Raw genomic sequence first — 16,030 nt, forward strand, 5'->3', positions numbered from 1 at the left:
ATTTACAGATAAAACCGATCCGAAAGCTGTAACCGCCCCTCAAAGCCATCGACAAGGCTAAAGTCCTCGGGACGGCCATTAAACAGCGGCACGATCTGCATCGCGTGGCAATCATTGGCCATCGCGACCACATCATCAAACAACGGATGCACATTCCAGCGCCGGAAATGCGCATGCCCCTTTTCGACCATGCGGCGCGCCTCGGCTGGCATGAAACCGGTAAAGATTACATGCGCATCGCGGCCCAGCCGTCCGTCCTGCCCCCATTTTTCAATCAGTTCGCCCGCCATGCCATATGTGCCGCAAGGCGCGTGACACAAAAGCAATCTGGCATCCGGATTGAAATCACGCGCCTTGTCCTTAAGCACGCGCAGTTTTTTGATCGCATCAAACGATACATAATCCGATCCGCCATCACCCAGAACCTGTTTGACCCGGCCATAGCACCGCGCATCCATCGACCAATCGGTAATGCCGTGCTTTTCAAACAGCAATGCCATTTCAGCTGCCCGTCCGCTCGGCGGTACGGGAAACAGGATTTGGCCGTCAAGTTTGGACATCTTGGTCAAAAGCCCGTCGATCCGCACCTGTTGTGTCAGGCGCTCCATACCATAGGACGCATCCATCAAAACCGTCGCCGCGTCGGGCGGCGTGTCATATAGGAAGTAATCAGACTCCTTGCAGAAATCACCGGTGTAAAGAACCCCGCCGCCCAGTTCGAAATGCAGCCACACCCCGCCAAAGGCATGCCCGGTCCGCCCGGTGGTGACGGTGACACCGTCAACCTGGATTTCCCCATAGGGCGGCAGAATGATCACATTCGCCCCAGCAGGCAGGGATCGCGCCGTGACCTCGGTACAGTAAATCGGTAAACCGGCTGCTATCACCTCCGCCGCGGCACCGATATGATCGACATGGTCGTGAGTAATGAAAACGGCGTTAACTTTGTTCAACCATGCCGGATCAAAACCGCTGTCATTTTCCGGACCGACCCCGCAATCCAGCAACCAGCGCCGATTGAAAAATTCCAACCGCAAACAGGCCGGGCCTTTTTCACCAAGGCCCGATAAAACACGCATCCGGGCAGACATCAGGCGGCCTCACCTTCTGATCGGTTAAACACCCAACCATCTGAAATCACCAATCCGACGGTTTCGCCGATCCGTGCGCGTTGCGTCGCATAAACCGGTAAAACCTGATCGGCACCGACCCGCACCTGAAGACGGAACCGACCGCCCAGATAAACGCAATCCTCGACCGAGCCGCGTAATGTCCCGGCCTCATCGACCCAGACATCCTCTGGCCGCAAACACAAACCAAGTTCGTTCATATTGCTGGCCGCTTTCTGGCTAATCCGCGCATGGATCGCCGCATCGCCCAATCGCACCGAACACCGTCCGGCACCCCGCATGGATACGTCACCAATCGGCAACACCGCCCCGGCCCCGACAAAGCCCGCGACCATATGATCGGCCGGTTCCCGGTAAAGGGTTTCCGGGGCCGCCATCTGACGAATGTGGCCCTTGTCCATCACCGCAATCCGGTCGGCCATGGCCATGGCTTCGGCCTGATCGTGGGTGACGTAAATCATCGTCGCCCCGGTCCGGCGATGGAAATCCAGAAATGCCTGCTGCATGGTTTCGCGCAGATGCACATCAAGGTTTGCAAGCGGTTCGTCCAGCAACACCGCGCGCGGCTCCATCACCAGACATCGCGCCAATGCAACCCGCTGGCGCTGCCCACCCGAAAGTTCCGTCGGACTGCGATCCGCGTAAGGTTCAAGGGCGACAATCGACAATGCCTCGGCAATCTTCGCCTCACGTTCCGCCCGGCCAAGCCCGCGTACCTCCAACGGATAACCGACATTGCGTGCAACAGACATATGCGGCCAAAGCGCATAGGACTGAAACACGATGCCAAGGTTGCGTGCCTCTGGATTGATCATCACCCCGTTGGCCGGATCGGCAACTGCCTGTCCGCCCAGGGCTATGACGCCCTGATCGGGTTCCTCGAAACCGGCCAGAAGACGCAGCAACGTCGTCTTGCCACAACCCGACGGCCCCAAAAGGGCAACAAATTCGCCATCATGGATATCAAGCGATACCTGATTGACCGCGCGGTAATCGCCAAAAGATTTGGTAATCCGCGAAAGATTTATGTCTGCCATGGTACAACTCCCTTGGGCAAACGACGTGATGCCAGTTGGAAACCGGTCATCAACGCAATAACAACCAGCACGACCAATACCGCCACGGCCGAGGCCAGAACGGTATCGCCACTGTCATCCAGATTGAAAATCAAAACGCCCAGCGTCTCATTTCCGGCCGACCACAGAAGGGCCGAAACCGTCAATTCGTTAAACGCCGTCAAAAACACCAGCAACGCTCCCGCCGCCGCAGACGGCGCCGCCAGCGGCAAAAGAATATCGCGCAACCGGCGGCCAAGCCCGGCACCGCAGGCCTGTGCTGCTTCTTCCAATGCCGGATCAAGCTGGGAAAAACTGTTCATCACCGGGCGCAGCGCAATCACCAGAAACCGCGCCAGATAGGCAACAAAAATGATCGCAAGCGTGCCATACAAACTGACATCGATTACCGGAATGCGGATGAACAGAAGAATGCAGGCAATCGCCAGAACCACACCGGGCAAGGCATAAGGCACCTCGACCAGAAGATTGACCATATGGGTCAACCGGGTCGGCCGCCTTACAATCACATAGGCCAGCGGCAAGCAGATCGCGACCAGCGTCACCGCCGCCCCGACCGACAACATGAAACTGTTATGGAACGCCCGGATGGTCGATGGCTGAACAAACAGGACTTCGTAAAACGCATCAAAACTGTAATTGGCAAGGCTCAGCTTAACACCAAATGCCGGGACCAGTGCGGTCGCAACCAACGCCATCAACGGGATCACCAGAATGGCGATCAAAACCGTCCAAAGCACCGCTTCAACCAATGTCCTGCGTGCGCCCAACCGGATATCAAGTGGCCGCCCCACCATCCCCATCAGACGATAGTCACGCTTGCCCAGTAACCGGTGATGCACCGCCACACCCAAAATCGCAATCATCCCGATCAGCATCGCCAGCACCGATACCTCGCCCAGAACCGACGGGCCAAATCCGGCCAGCTTCTGATAAATCAGGGTCGGTAATGTCGAATAATTGGCGGGTATCCCCAGCATCGCCGGTATCCCGAAATTGCCAAGGGCCGTGACAAACGCCATCGCCGTCCCGGCGATCAGACCGGGACTGGTCAGTGGCAAAATGATCTGCCACCACAAACGACCGCCACGCGCACCTGCCAAACGGGCTGCTTCGATCTGTTCGCGCGGCAGCATGCGCAAATTGGCCCGAAGGGTCAAAAACACAATTGATGCATGCTGAATACCCAGCAAAAGCGCAATCCCCTCGGCCGAATAAAACGGCTGGGGCGATCCCATCGGGGGAGCCATGCCAAGCGCATTCAAAAGCGCACTGCTCGGCCCGGTCAGTTGCACCCACGCCAACGCCGTGATCTGCGGCGGGATCATCATCGGGATCATGAAACAGAAAACCAGCACCGCCTTGGCGCGGATATCGGTCAGCGCGACCAGAAAGGCAAACGCGCCCCCAATCAAAAGCGAAATGATCGTTCCAAGCCCTGCGGTATAAAGACTGTTGGCAGTTGCCCGCCATGTCGTCGAACTGCCCAGAACATCGCGGATGTAAACCGCACTGGGCACACCGCCAACAAACACGCCTTCAATCGCAAGGCGCGCAATCGGTAAAATCGAAATCACGAACACCGGCAATAAAAGCCACGGTAACAACCGGTCCGAAGACCGGTTGCCAACCGTTGGGCTTGCAAAGCCGGGCATGAAGCCGCGAAGGCGACTTGCAGCCTGCATTATTCAGCCCCGAAAATGTCCGCGAACTTTTTCTTGTTCGCTTCTGCCTGTTCCAGGGCCACTGCCGGATTGAAATCCATCAGCTTGATGTCGCTGCGTGCCGGGAAACCTTCCGGCAATGCCATGTCGCCGCGTGCCGGGACATAACCCATGTCCAGAACCAGTTCCTGGCCTTTGCTCGACAGAACAAAATCAACAAACTTGTGCGCCGCATCGACGTTTTTGGCGTCTTTCATGATCGCAACCGGCTCAGTCACATAAGTGACACCCTCGGTCGGGAAGACGAAATCAACCGGCGAACCTTCGGCCTTGCCACGGATCGCAAGGAAATCGACAACCACACCATACGGCTTTTCGCCCGATGCAACGGCCTTGAACACGCCGCCATTACCACCCTGTGCGCGCGCTTCGTTCGCGGCCAGTGCCTGATAATAATCCCAACCCAGCTCCTTGTTTTCCGTCAGGGTCGACAGATGAATAAGGGCCGCACCAGAATAAAGCGGACTTGGCATCACGACCTGATTTTTCATCGCCGGATCGGCAAGATCGGCCCAGCTTTTCGGGGCTTTCTCGACACCGGTATTATAAACGATGCCGGTCGTGATCAGCTTGGTCGAATAGTAATAACCGTCCGCATCATAAAGGGCGGCTTCATAGGCCGATGCTTCGGGCGATTTATACGCCTGCAACAGGCCTTCGCCCTTCATGCCTTCCAGTGTCACGGTATCGGCAATCAGCAAAACATCCGGGCGCGGATCACCTGCCGCAATCTCGGCACGCAGTTTTGCCATCAGCTTGGTGGTGCCATCACGCACCCATTCGACTTCAACATCCGGATAGGCGGACTTGAAGGCATCGACGGTGGTCTGGGCATCCTGATTTGGCTGGCTGGTATAAAGAACCAGTTTTTCGGCGGCCTGACCAACAACTGGCAGCATCATCGCAGCCGAAGCCACGGCAGCAAGAAGAACGTTACGCATCATCCACATCCCTTGATTGCGTGGGGCGTACCTTTGCGGCCACCCCGAAGGTTTCGTTCGAAAACAATCCGACGGGGACGCTATATGGATTTCGATTTCAGTTGTGTGACAAAGCAAAGAATTAAATGTTTCAACAAGCGTGCCGGGCTTTTCAGACACAACCAAGCCTGTTTATACTCCCTGACATCGCGAAACACATGCTTTCGAACGAAAGAACATCAAAGGAAACCAATGTCCGATCCCGTGCCACTTGACCGCCGCCGCGACCGGATTGTCGCCCTTGTCAAATCCTGCGGCTTCATGGCGGTCGAAGAACTGGCACGCCGCTTTAACGTCTCGGTCCAGACAATCCGGACCGATCTGCGCGATTTACAGGAACAGGGGCGCATCTTCCGCCGTCATGGCCTTGCCGGTCCGGCGCCCGATCCGGATAACTCGGCCTATGAAAAACGCGAAGTCTGGAATCGCAGCGGCAAACGCGCCCTTGCCGCCAAACTCGCCGATATCATCCCCGAAGGCTGCACCATCGCGATTGGCACCGGCACCACCGCCGAACTGGCCGCCCAAAGCCTGGCCTCGCACCGCAATCTGACGGTGCTGACCAACAATATCCATGTGGTACTGACATTACAGAACGCGCCCAATGTCACGTTGCGCCTTGCGGGCGGGACCATCCGCACCCGCGATCTTGATATCATCGGGGCTGACAGTGCGGAATTCTTTGGCACCTACCGCGCCGATTTCGGGATTGTCAGTGTCGGGGGGATGTCGGAAACCGGGGACCTGATGGATTTCAACATGGACGAAGTCCGCGCACGTCGCGCCCTTGTCGCCTGCTGCGATCACGCGATCCTATTGGTCGATGAAAAAAAGGTCGGTCGCAAGGCCCTGTGCCGCGATGGTCATGCATCGGATTTCAAAACCGTAATGCTTAACACCGCACCGGGCGATATTTTGCAACAGCAACTGGTTCGGGGCCGATCACAGGTGATCGTCGCGAACTAGGATCAGACTGCGCCCTTGCACCCGGTCGCCGACAGTGTCGGTTCTTCGCAGATATTCAAATCTCGGCAAACATGCAGGGTATGATTGGGGGCCACCGCGATCCAGCTATCGCTTTCGGCATCCAGCGGTTCGGACACGACAATGACATGATCCCCACGCTTGCGCCAGTAAAGCGATGGCGGCTTGTCATCGCTGGCATGGCGGATGGCACAAACGCTTTCGCCATTTGACAGACAGGCGGTGAAACGGAAGGGCGCAGTTGCGCCTCGTTCGTTCATTTCACGTTCGACAACTTCAATCGTCTTGCGGATCGCGCGATGCGGATCGGTGCGCAAACCAAATGTCAGCATCAGACAGAAAATAAGCTCGCTATCGGTCGTGCCATGGCGAGTGGCGTAAAATTCATCATCGATCATCGCTTCCAGCACACGCCGCACCAACGGATAATCCCCAATCTGTCCGTTATGCATGAACAGGTAATTGTCATGCGCAAACGGATGGCAGTTGGTGCGGCTGGTTTCGGTCCCCGTCGATGCCCGGACATGGGCGAAAAACATGCCTGATCGGATATGATGGGCAAGCGACCGCAGGTTTGGATCATTCCAAGCCGGAAGGATTTCACGATAAAGACCAGGCGTCTTGCGCTCGTCATACCAGCCGATACCAAACCCGTCGCCATTGGTCGGCGTTTTGGCCTGTTCGGCATGCAGGCTTTGTTCAACAAGGGAATGGCGCGGCTCGAACACCAGTTTTTCAAGATAAACCGGATCTCCGATATAGCTCAGCCAGCGGCACATATGACTTCCCTTGATTGACGTTACGGCATGAAGCGGCGCGACGCGTTATCTATGCCGGGGAACTACATAACGGTCAATGTGATATTTATGGTTTTGGTCGATCTTCCGGCTGCCTTGCGCAATCTGTCCGATACAGTTGGGGATGGATAATAAAAAGAAGAATAAAGCACTTGCCAACCGGGGGGATTATCCGTATTTTCCGCGCCACAAAATGAATCGTGCTGATGTAGCTCAGCTGGTAGAGCGGCGCATTCGTAATGCGTAGGTCGTAGGTTCAAATCCTATCATCAGCACCACTATAACCCCGTCGGGCGAACAGCCCTGCGGGGTTTTTTGTTGCCTTTCCCAGGACGCGATTTGACGTTTTTTGTCACAACCTCCGGTGCTCCCCGTCCTTTTGACATGTGAACCGTCGCAATCCTTGTGAAATCCGGTTCGGCGCAGGCGTGCACCCTCCGCAGCGTTTCGCAAGTGCAACCAGGGGATTGTCAGCATGACCGACAAAGACCAACAGCCCAACAGCACCGAAAATGGCGGAAGCAATCCCGCCGCCACCAACGGCCCCAAAAGCCCGGCCGTCGATAACTGGCCGTGGGCCCATGTGCTGGGTTTCGACACGGCAAAGGAATGGGGTCTTGACGCCGTCATTCCCCGCCCGTCATCGGCCTCCCCGATCCCCGATCCGTCCAGTGGCGCGAACGGCGGCAACAATCCGGGGCCGCTCGATGGGCTATCGGGCCATACACCACTGCAAGGCCAGAATCTGATCGAATATGCCATGCAGAAAATCGAACAAGCCCTTGGCCAGCCGATGCAGGCAGTCCCGCCACTGTCATCTTACAGCTACGACGAATACGGCAACCTGACCACAACGGCGAGCGCGACCGTACCGGCTCCGGCCCCGCAAAACGCGACACCGGAAACATCATCTAACGGCTCCGCCCCCACTGCTGCCGACACCCCCGATAACGGGGACGACGGGGACGACCGGGACGACGATCTCACCGACGAAGAAGCCCCCCCCCGCTTTCAGGATCACGACGATACCTTAACCATGCCAAGCCGCCCGACATCCGGCATGTCCAGCCCCACAGGCCCGCAATCCTATCGCGTTGACCTGATCCGTGATGACGGCCGTGTGACACGGCTCGAAGGCAGCGTGACGTATGGCGATCTTTATCGCCCGCTTCTGCCCGAGCTATCTGGCAATGCCCAAAATGCCCAGACGCCGGACTGGTCGATCACACTTGATCAATTGCCCAACCCCGGCCCTACCGGCAGCGACACGGATGCCATTGTCACCGCACGGCTTGATGCCGCCGAAACCCCGGCTGATATCCGGCAATGGGCGCTATCGGTAGGACCACAAGATATCAACACCGCCCGGCTGGCACTTGATATCCCGGCAACCCTGCCGTCTCTGACACGGGCCAGCATCATCGGTGGATTACCGTCCAGCGAATGGCACATGGCCGCGGCAACACTGGCAGCGGGCGGCGTCAGTACGGACAACTCCGGCACTTCGATCCCGGACGCTGCCGAACCCGTTGCTCCGGCAAGCCTTGGCATGGATCAGCAACTCGGTACGATTGACAGCACGCAGGATCCGTTCATCGCCACCCTGCGCATCACATCGGCCATCACCAGCATCCCGACCTCGATCCCGGTTCAACTGCAATATACAGGTGCTTTGCCCAGCCCGATCTTGCAGGGTGACGTCCCCCTCACGACCGAAACCAGCCTATCGCTTCGCATGCAGGTCATCGCCCCCAACGACGGTAAATCGGGCGCAACCCTTGTCGCGCTGATCCTGCGCGGGGCTGCGTCGGGCTTTTCGGTCACCGCACAACTGCGCGGCGATCACAAAATCTCGACCCCGACCGCGATGCTCGGCTGCATCGATCCGGGCCAGGATACCGAATGCCGCGCCGAAAGCATGATCGCCAATGCAACATCCAGCCTGCAAACCAGCCTGATCAGCATCACCGATACCCCGGACGATGACGGGCTTGCCGCCTATGGGTTTGTGCTGCCCGCACCGTCCGGTAACGACAGCACCACCGACGCAACCCAGACCGACAAACCGGACAAAGGCACAAATATCGCCAAATCAGCCCCGGCGAAGCCAGCATCGGTAAAAGGCAAGGCCGCCATCACTGACAACACCAACAGCCCCCCCGATGCTGACAGCAATAACGGCGATACCGGCACTACTGCCACCAACAGTCCCGGAAAACCGGACAAGGGAGCCTCCTGATGACAAGCGGCCCGAACTTTCCTGGCGTCGAAACGGCAAGCAGTAAAAAGGATGCGGTAAAAAAGGCCTTCAATCAGGAATATCAGGCCACCATGAAAGCCATGGCGAATGCCGCGGACCGTGCGCGTGCGCAAGTTTTGAACCAGAAACTCGCCGCGGGAAGCCACGCACAATCAAGCCAAAGCACAAAAGCCGTCGCAACCGCCCCGAATGCATCGGGCACCAACAACGCGCCATCAACCCCGATCGAGCCGGGCGCAATGGTCATGATCGAAATCGCCAATGAATTGCGCCGCATCATCGTCGCGGAAATTGACATGCGCATGAACCATCTGGCGGGACAGGTCGAACAGGCAATCGCACAGTCAATTCCGCCTGTGGCATCAAATGCACCTTCCGATGCAAAACCCGCGGCCGCCCAGCCTGCCGGAAGCGAAACCGGCACTGCCCAACAAACGCCTCAACCAAATATTCCCGCCACGCCGCAAAGCAACGCGCAAAACCCAAACGCCGCAGCGCCTCCCCAACCTACACCTTCTCCGGAAACCGCCCCGTCGGAAAACACCCGGCCCACAGCACCACAAACTGCCAATGCCGGTTCCGAAAATCCACCAAACGCCGCCCCACCGGCGGATGGATGATTCGGCTTTTGCCAAAGGTTGCAAGTCCGACCTGCAACTCGATCCCGCAGGACGTGGGCCACGACCTAGGCGAGAAATCTGGAAAATATCTTTTAAAACAGAAGGTTAAAGGGTGTCATCTGCGACTTTCCCAGCCAAGAATTGCGCAACCTTAAATAGTATTTTTCTTTTTCTTCACAATTAAGACTGCGCGCCGTCATAATAGTCGCGAGAGACCTAAACAGCCTTTGGTTGTAATCTTTCTGAGGAGGGGTCCGAAGTGCAGTACGAAAAGAATACCGAACAGGGACAGACAGAACTATCGGAAAACGAAATCACGTTTGCCCAATCCCTAGACGATGCCTTGGAAAAGGCATTGGGGACAGGCGACAATGTCACATCAATCTGGTCGCACCTCAAAGATGAACAGCGCGCCAGACTGGCTGCGGACTACCTTGCCGCATTGAATACTGATTCTCGTAAAAGTAGTAATTTTGAAAACAATTCGTCAGCCTCACCCACCACGCCAGAGGCACCGCCAGAAGCACAGCAAGGAACAGCAGCAGCCCACACAGCCCCCCCGCAAACCGGGCCAGAAACCTCTGCCGTGCCGCGTGGTTATCCGGCGAATTTCAATCCATTGGCCGGATTTCCGGGACTGGAACCATCGTCAAACGGTCCAAGCCCAACCGATATCATCGCCGGTAGTCTTGGCAATCCTGGCAGTCTTGCCGGGCTGGCCGGGTTGCAGGGAATGCCGGGAATGCCCGGCTCGCGAGGATCGGGCAACACCGGCAATCAGATCGACCAGATGCAGCGATCCCTGCAGGATGCGATGTCGCTGCTGGGCAATCTCGGTTTCGAACAACCGGCTCCTTGCCAGCCCCTTGGCACCCCGCCAACACACGCCCCCCATCCACGAGCATGGCAATCCGATCCCCTCGATGATTCCGACCTTCCCGGTATGGAACCGGCCGCGCCAAATTTCTGGCCGCTCTGGATGGATCAACAGGACAGCCTTCTCAAGCAATGCCTGAAACTGATGTCTGGCAATATGGATGACGCGCAGGATGCACTGTCCGAAGCCATGCTAAAGGCATCGGTAAAGTTCGAGGATTCAATGGACGAAATCCGTAATCACCGCGCCTGGCTGTCACGGATCGTGCACAATGCCTGCATTGATCTGCATCGGCAAAACCGCCGAAAGGCGGAATACAAGGAAGAAAACCACGGCACCGCGGATGCCGCCCTGCCGCCGATTTCCGGTCGCAACGAACCCAGCCCTGAGGAATCCTTCCTTGCGACCGAAATGTTCGACCATCTTGAACGCGCCTTACGCGCCCTTCCTGAAAAACTGCGCAAACCGCTTCTGATGCGATGTGTCGAAGACCGCAGCTACGATGATATCGCGGTCAATCTCGGACTAAGCAATTGTGCCGTGCGTAAACGCGTTCAGCTTGCCCGCGACCATCTGCGTGGCGCAGGCATCCAGTAACCGCACGTGAAACCTGTTTAACGGGCAGAATGACAAATGCCATTCTGCCCGTTTCAACGCCGGGCTTGGAAAAGATCCGGCCCGCAAAAGACTTACAGAAATCCCCTTGCTGGCAAAAAAAATCATCCGTCCTGTCACAACCCCGAATTGCCAGCGTCGATAGGGTGAATTCGGGACGGAGAAACCCCGTCAGGATTTCCACCGCAAGCAGCATACGAAGGAGTTTTGAAATGGCGATTCCGACCCCGGTAAACGGTCAAATCACCGATGCCGTCACCCAGGCAAACGTCAAGGTGCTCGGTGATGCCCCGGCCATGGCTATGGGCTCGATCTTCCAGTCACTGGCCCATTCCACGGGCATTCTCTATGAAAATGCCGTCAGCGCCCAGCAGCAGCTTGGCATTTCTTCTCAGGCGGCAACCAACCAGGGTGTCATCCAGATCTATTCGATCGACACCATGGCCGATGCCGTCGCGACCTCGAAAATTGCCCAGAGCGACGTCCCCGACAACATGCTTTCGCTTCTGACCACCCTTCAGGCCGTCAAAAGCTAAGCCCCGTCCTCCAAGACCTCCCCGATTGGGCGGCCCGTTTTCCGACCGGCCGCCCAATATCGTTTCCCGGCAATTCCGCCCGCAGTTTTTGACGGTTTGACGTCACAAAGGCATATCCTCACCGTCAAATGACTGATCGCCGCGCACCACGCGGAACGGGCCGGTTTCCGGCATATTTATCCAGGCAACCAGGAGACAGATTATGGCTGATAATACCCCGGTCAATGGCATGATTACCGATGCAGTGACCCAGGCCAATGTCAAAGTACTGGGCGATGCACCGGCCATGGCCATGGGCTCGCTGTTTCAGTCGCTGGCACATTCCCACGGCATTCTTTACGAAAACGCCGTCAGCAACCAGCAGCAGGTCGGCATCTCGTCGCAGGCTGCAACCAACCAGGGCGTCATTCAGGTCTATTCCGTCGACACCATGGCAGGTGCCGTGGCAACGCAGAAAATCGCAACCAGCGACGTTCCGGACAACATGCTTGCATTGCTGTCCGCCCTGAAGGCAACCACCGGCACCGCAGTGTCGTAAACCTTCATTGGTTTCGCCGCCCGAACCGGCCCGGCATGCAAAAGCTTGCCGGGCTTTTTTTGTGTCACAAATTCCGATCCTCACCGTCATTGCGATGTAGTTCACGCGCCAGCCAAGGAGACCGCGATGGCACCGGCAAATACCGACCCGTCCGACAACAATTCCGACGCAACCTCCGTCGCAGACGCGGTGGAAAATTTGCAGGATCAGGTATCCCATCAGATCAGTGACGCTGTCAGTCTGGTAAATGTTGGCACCCTTGGTGTCGGCCCGGCCTATGCCACCCTGCAATCCATGCTGGCTCAATCACAGGCACAGGGTGTTTTGATGGCCAACATGGTTTCCGGTCAGCGGCAACTATCCATGACCGGCATGGCCACCCTGACCAAAAGCATCGAACAGATGATGTCGCGTCCTAACCGATAAGGATCAAAACGATGAGCAACCCGCGCGAAGTCGACGAACAGATCACCGATGGCGTGACACAGACCAATACCACCGTCATCGGCTCCGCACCCGCCATGGGAACCATGCAGACTTACCTGTCGCAGGCCCAGGCACAGGGTGTGCTGTTTGCAAACATGGTCAATGAACAGCAACAGCTTGCCGTCGCCAGTCTGGCGACCACCATGGAATGCGCCCGCAATACGCTGGCGATCGGGGACAAAGGCCCAAAGTCCTAAGGGGGGATAATAATGGGACAGCAAAGCGCCCCCCCGACCTCAAGAGCGCACCGCCTCCCGCCCCCAAAATACCGGAAGACCCGAACAGCAATATCGAACTGACCGACGACGAACTTAAACGCCAGCAGGACGAATACGAAAGACAGAGACAGGCCGGACAATAACGGCACTTTAACCGGCTCCGTCGGTTCTGACCCGACCTGCGGACAAACCTTCAAGACAAAGGCATGACGTCATGAGCGATATCGTCAATCCGCAAATCACCGATGCCGTGACTCAGACCAACGTCAAGGTGCTGGGCGAAAGCCCGGCACAGGCGGTATCGATCGCCCTGCAATCGCATTCCCATTCAACAGGCCTGGCCATGGAAAACGCCACCCTGACGCAGGGAAACATGCAACAGGTCGCCAATACCGCAACCTCAAAACTGGTGGCCATGATCACAGCCCAGGCGGGTTGATAAAAAGGTCATCAATCAGGATTTTTGTCACAAAGATCAATCATCTGCGTCAAAACGGGTACGGTCATCGTGACCGCCAAATCGGAGGAAGAAATGGCTATTCCAACCCCAGTGAACGGTCAGATCACAGATGCGGTGACCCAGACATCGGTCAGCGTTCTCGGCTCGGCCCCGTCGAATGCCATGGGCATGATCTATCAAAGTGCCGCGCATTCGACATCCATCCTGTTCCAGAACGCTATCCAGGCCCAGCAACAGGCCTCGATGTGCTCGCAGGCCGCGACCAATATGGGTGTGATGCAGCTTTACTCGGTCAATACAATGGCCGGCGCGCAGGCAACAACCAAGCTGTCGCGATCCGACAACAGCAACACACTTCTGACCCTTTTGGTCATTTTGGCAGCAACTCGCCGGTAGGCAGCATTCGGATGTCACGCGCCGTGCGTGTTATCCGGAAATTTCAGTGAGGGCGTGACATGGCAGACAACACCCCGGTAAATTCCCAGATTACGGACGCGGTCACGCAGACCAACGTCAAGGTTCTGGGCGAGGCTCCGGCACAGGCAATGGGGCTCGTGTATCAGACGATGGCACATTCGATCAGTCTATCGATGCAGAACGCCATGCAAACCCAGGGCGGACTGCAACAGATCGGCAATGCCGTAACCTCCAGTGCGTGCAAAATGATTCTCGACAGCTCCGGTGGCGGCATGGGTGGCGGCGGCAAATCCTGACGCCGCCAACATGATTTCCCATGCCTTAAACGTCCGGCAACTTTGCGCCAAGCTCCTGAAACCGACCTGTTAACGCGATGAGGCCCGTCATGGCTGACGAAAACGAAAATCCCCCAAAGGACACCCCGCCCGCTGGTGGAAATCCCGCCGATGAACAGGGTGCCGCCGATCCCGAAAAAGCCGGAGACAAAACCTCCCCTGCGGCCGATGCCCAGGGTGGTGCTGGTGGCGGCAAAGCTGCCGGCGGCGACACTCCGCCCGCGAATGGTGGCGCTGCTGGCGGAGGAGGAGGAGGCGCAAACAACACACCGCTCAGCACCGCCCTTAACCCGCAAATCGTTCAGGCCGTCGGCACCACCAATCACGCCGTACTGAACGGGGCCGGTCCGGGCGCCAACGGGATCGCCTATCAGAAGGTCGCGCAGGCCGCCGCCTACGCCGTACAGGACAGCACCGATTACATGCGCAACATCATGTCGATGGCGTCTGCCACAACCGGTGTCGCGCTGCAAAAGATGCTGGTGGAAAAAACAACCGATCCCTATGCCGATATCATCAAGGCGGCAACACAGGCCGTCACCGATGCCCAGCAAACATTTACCAATGTCGGCACGGCATCAAGCGGTGTGGTCAAGGATTTCGACAGTATGGCCTGATGATCGCCAGGCGGGATCACCCCGCCTGCATCAACTGGATACGCTCGCACGCTTCGGTAAAGTCCGGCGCAAACAGTTTCAGGCTCAGACCCGTGCCATGAAGCTCGAAGGCACCCATTTCTTCCGTCGGACAGGAAATGAACTTCGCCACCTGATGACTGACCAGAACCCGTTTGCCAAGCTGCTTGGTCAACTGTTCGATCCGGGCGGCTTCGTTGGCTGCCTGCCCGATCACGGTAAAATCGACCCGGTCAGGCACGCCGACATTGCCGTAAATCACATCACCAACATGCATGCCAAGCCCGTAATCAAAGGCCGGCAATCCGGTTTCTTCGCGCGGGCGGTTAAGCTGATCGATATTAAGCTGCGCCTCGGCTGCTGCGTAAACCGCGGCCGTACAGGCCTGTTCCAGATCCTGCTCATCCTCGCGGATCGGGAAAATCGCCAATGTCGCATCCCCGATATAGCGCAAGACCTGCCCACCATGCTTCAGGACCGAACCGGCCGTCGCGGCAAAGAAATCATTCATTTCACCTAGAAAAGCATCATCCCCGACACTGGCGGCAACCGATGTCGAATTGCGCATATCGGAAAACCAGATCACTGCCCGCGTCTTGGTACTGTCGCCCAGCTTGATCTGCCCGTCGCGCACCCGACGCCCGGCATCCGAACCCAGATAGGTTTCAAGGATCGTCTTGGTTTCTTCGTGCATGATGCGCATTTTGCACGACACGGCAAAACGGCGCTGGATCGATGACAGGATTGCCAGATCCTCGTCGGTAAAGCCGCTGGGCCGACGCGTCATATAGGTCATGAAGATACGGTTCGTACCCAACGTGCTGTCGCGGTCCGTGGTAAAGGGCGTCATCAGCGCCAGATAATCCGTGCCGCCGGATTTGCGGAAAGTCTGCAAAACATTGAAATCAAGGATCGCCCCCGGCCCGATCAGATGGCGACGCATGAAGGTGACATCGTTATCGGACATCCACTTCATCGGGCTATCAAGCCAGTCGGGGTTCTTTTCGCGCACATCAAGATGCAGCGACCGTTCAACCCGGCCCTCATCCTTGGACCAGATATAGGAAACGCCTTCATAAAGCGGATGCAGGGTCTTGAAACCAACCATGACGCGTTCGATCGGAATGCCCGCGGCAACAAGCCGCGACACCATGCCTTCAACAATCGCATCAATATCGGTATCGTCGAGTGCGCGCTCCATCAGCCAGTCATTGACCGCCCGCACAAAGCCACCGCCAGACAGGGCACTGTTCGTACCCGGCAGCGACGTGACATTGTTGTTGGACTTCGTGTTTTCCGGCATGATGGGCTCCGTCCGATTCTTAAGCGACTATGACATGAA

At 57.2% G+C, this 16,030-nt stretch carries 18 protein-coding genes and 1 tRNA gene; 13 read left to right on the plus strand and 6 right to left on the minus strand.

Translation table 11 applies throughout. The annotated features are described in order from the left end of the window. Nucleotides 1–2: 2 nt before the first annotated feature. Genes P8T57_RS02580 through P8T57_RS02595 form a run of 4 tightly spaced genes read right to left on the minus strand, consistent with a single transcriptional unit; the run spans nt 3 to nt 4,874 of the window. Nucleotides 3–1,091 (minus strand): MBL fold metallo-hydrolase, encoded by a 1,089-nt coding sequence (locus P8T57_RS02580; protein WP_341364479.1) that lies wholly within the window; start codon nt 1,089–1,091, stop codon nt 3–5. Beyond that, nucleotides 1,091–2,167, minus strand: coding sequence for an ABC transporter ATP-binding protein (locus P8T57_RS02585; RefSeq protein WP_341364480.1), 1,077 nt, complete (start codon nt 2,165–2,167; stop codon nt 1,091–1,093). Before P8T57_RS02585 ends, P8T57_RS02580 begins: the two co-directional genes overlap by 1 nt. Next, nucleotides 2,155–3,891, minus strand: coding sequence for an iron ABC transporter permease (locus tag P8T57_RS02590; RefSeq protein ID WP_037990921.1), 1,737 nt, complete (start codon nt 3,889–3,891; stop codon nt 2,155–2,157). Before P8T57_RS02590 ends, P8T57_RS02585 begins: the two co-directional genes overlap by 13 nt. Continuing rightward, nucleotides 3,891–4,874, minus strand: a complete 984-nt coding sequence (locus P8T57_RS02595) for an ABC transporter substrate-binding protein (RefSeq protein WP_258548392.1) — start codon at nt 4,872–4,874, stop codon at nt 3,891–3,893. Before P8T57_RS02595 ends, P8T57_RS02590 begins: the two co-directional genes overlap by 1 nt. Nucleotides 4,875–5,102: 228 nt before the next feature. On the opposite strand from P8T57_RS02595, the gene P8T57_RS02600 reads away from it, so the two are divergent. Then, nucleotides 5,103–5,876: a DeoR/GlpR family DNA-binding transcription regulator gene (locus tag P8T57_RS02600; RefSeq protein WP_037990920.1), complete on the plus strand. Its 774-nt coding sequence runs from the start codon at nt 5,103–5,105 to the stop codon at nt 5,874–5,876. Nucleotides 5,877–5,878: 2 nt separating this feature from the next. On the opposite strand, the gene P8T57_RS02605 is transcribed toward P8T57_RS02600, so the two are convergent. Further along, nucleotides 5,879–6,673, minus strand: a complete 795-nt coding sequence (locus tag P8T57_RS02605) for a class II glutamine amidotransferase (RefSeq protein ID WP_341364481.1) — start codon at nt 6,671–6,673, stop codon at nt 5,879–5,881. Nucleotides 6,674–6,893: 220 nt separating this feature from the next. Between P8T57_RS02605 and P8T57_RS02610 the strand changes: the two genes are divergently transcribed. From P8T57_RS02610 to P8T57_RS02665, 12 genes are all read left to right on the plus strand, one after another. Next, a tRNA-Thr gene (locus P8T57_RS02610) sits at nt 6,894–6,969 on the plus strand. A 197-nt stretch (nt 6,970–7,166) separates the two neighbouring features. Then, nucleotides 7,167–8,930, plus strand: coding sequence for a hypothetical protein (locus P8T57_RS02615; RefSeq protein ID WP_341364482.1), 1,764 nt, complete (start codon nt 7,167–7,169; stop codon nt 8,928–8,930). Further along, entirely contained in the window at nt 8,930–9,571 is a 642-nt protein-coding gene (locus P8T57_RS02620; protein WP_037990915.1) for a hypothetical protein, read from the plus strand. The genes P8T57_RS02615 and P8T57_RS02620 overlap by 1 nt, the downstream gene beginning before the upstream one ends. Before the next feature lie 259 nt (nt 9,572–9,830). Then, nucleotides 9,831–11,045 (plus strand): RNA polymerase sigma factor, encoded by a 1,215-nt coding sequence (locus P8T57_RS02625; RefSeq protein WP_007090411.1) that lies wholly within the window; start codon nt 9,831–9,833, stop codon nt 11,043–11,045. 230 nt (nt 11,046–11,275) lie between these two features. Further along, complete coding sequence (locus P8T57_RS02630) at nt 11,276–11,599, plus strand: RebB family R body protein (RefSeq protein ID WP_007090412.1); 324 nt, start codon at nt 11,276–11,278, stop codon at nt 11,597–11,599. 202 nt (nt 11,600–11,801) lie between these two features. Next, on the plus strand, nt 11,802–12,137 hold the full coding sequence (locus P8T57_RS02635; protein ID WP_007090413.1) for a RebB family R body protein: 336 nt from the start codon (nt 11,802–11,804) through the stop codon (nt 12,135–12,137). Between the two features lie 126 nt (nt 12,138–12,263). Next, nucleotides 12,264–12,563 (plus strand): RebB family R body protein, encoded by a 300-nt coding sequence (locus tag P8T57_RS02640; protein WP_037990913.1) that lies wholly within the window; start codon nt 12,264–12,266, stop codon nt 12,561–12,563. Between the two features lie 11 nt (nt 12,564–12,574). Beyond that, entirely contained in the window at nt 12,575–12,820 is a 246-nt protein-coding gene (locus tag P8T57_RS02645; protein ID WP_007090415.1) for a RebB family R body protein, read from the plus strand. Between the two features lie 235 nt (nt 12,821–13,055). Further along, complete coding sequence (locus P8T57_RS02650; protein WP_007090416.1) at nt 13,056–13,280, plus strand: RebB family R body protein; 225 nt, start codon at nt 13,056–13,058, stop codon at nt 13,278–13,280. Between the two features lie 93 nt (nt 13,281–13,373). Continuing rightward, nucleotides 13,374–13,697: a RebB family R body protein gene (locus P8T57_RS02655; RefSeq protein ID WP_341364483.1), complete on the plus strand. Its 324-nt coding sequence runs from the start codon at nt 13,374–13,376 to the stop codon at nt 13,695–13,697. Nucleotides 13,698–13,756: 59 nt separating this feature from the next. Beyond that, the gene (locus tag P8T57_RS02660) at nt 13,757–14,014 is read left to right on the plus strand and encodes a RebB family R body protein (protein ID WP_007090418.1); all 258 of its coding nucleotides are present in this window, start codon (nt 13,757–13,759) and stop codon (nt 14,012–14,014) included. An 89-nt stretch (nt 14,015–14,103) separates the two neighbouring features. Then, entirely contained in the window at nt 14,104–14,670 is a 567-nt protein-coding gene (locus P8T57_RS02665; protein ID WP_071240509.1) for a hypothetical protein, read from the plus strand. A 16-nt stretch (nt 14,671–14,686) separates the two neighbouring features. On the opposite strand, the gene P8T57_RS02670 is transcribed toward P8T57_RS02665, so the two are convergent. Further along, complete coding sequence (locus tag P8T57_RS02670) at nt 14,687–15,991, minus strand: adenylate/guanylate cyclase domain-containing protein (protein ID WP_341364484.1); 1,305 nt, start codon at nt 15,989–15,991, stop codon at nt 14,687–14,689. Nucleotides 15,992–16,030: the final 39 nt, after the last annotated feature.

The sequence above is a fragment of the Thalassospira sp. SN3W genome (genome assembly GCF_038070535.1).
GTDB classification, from domain to species: Bacteria; Pseudomonadota; Alphaproteobacteria; order Rhodospirillales; family Thalassospiraceae; genus Thalassospira; species Thalassospira xiamenensis.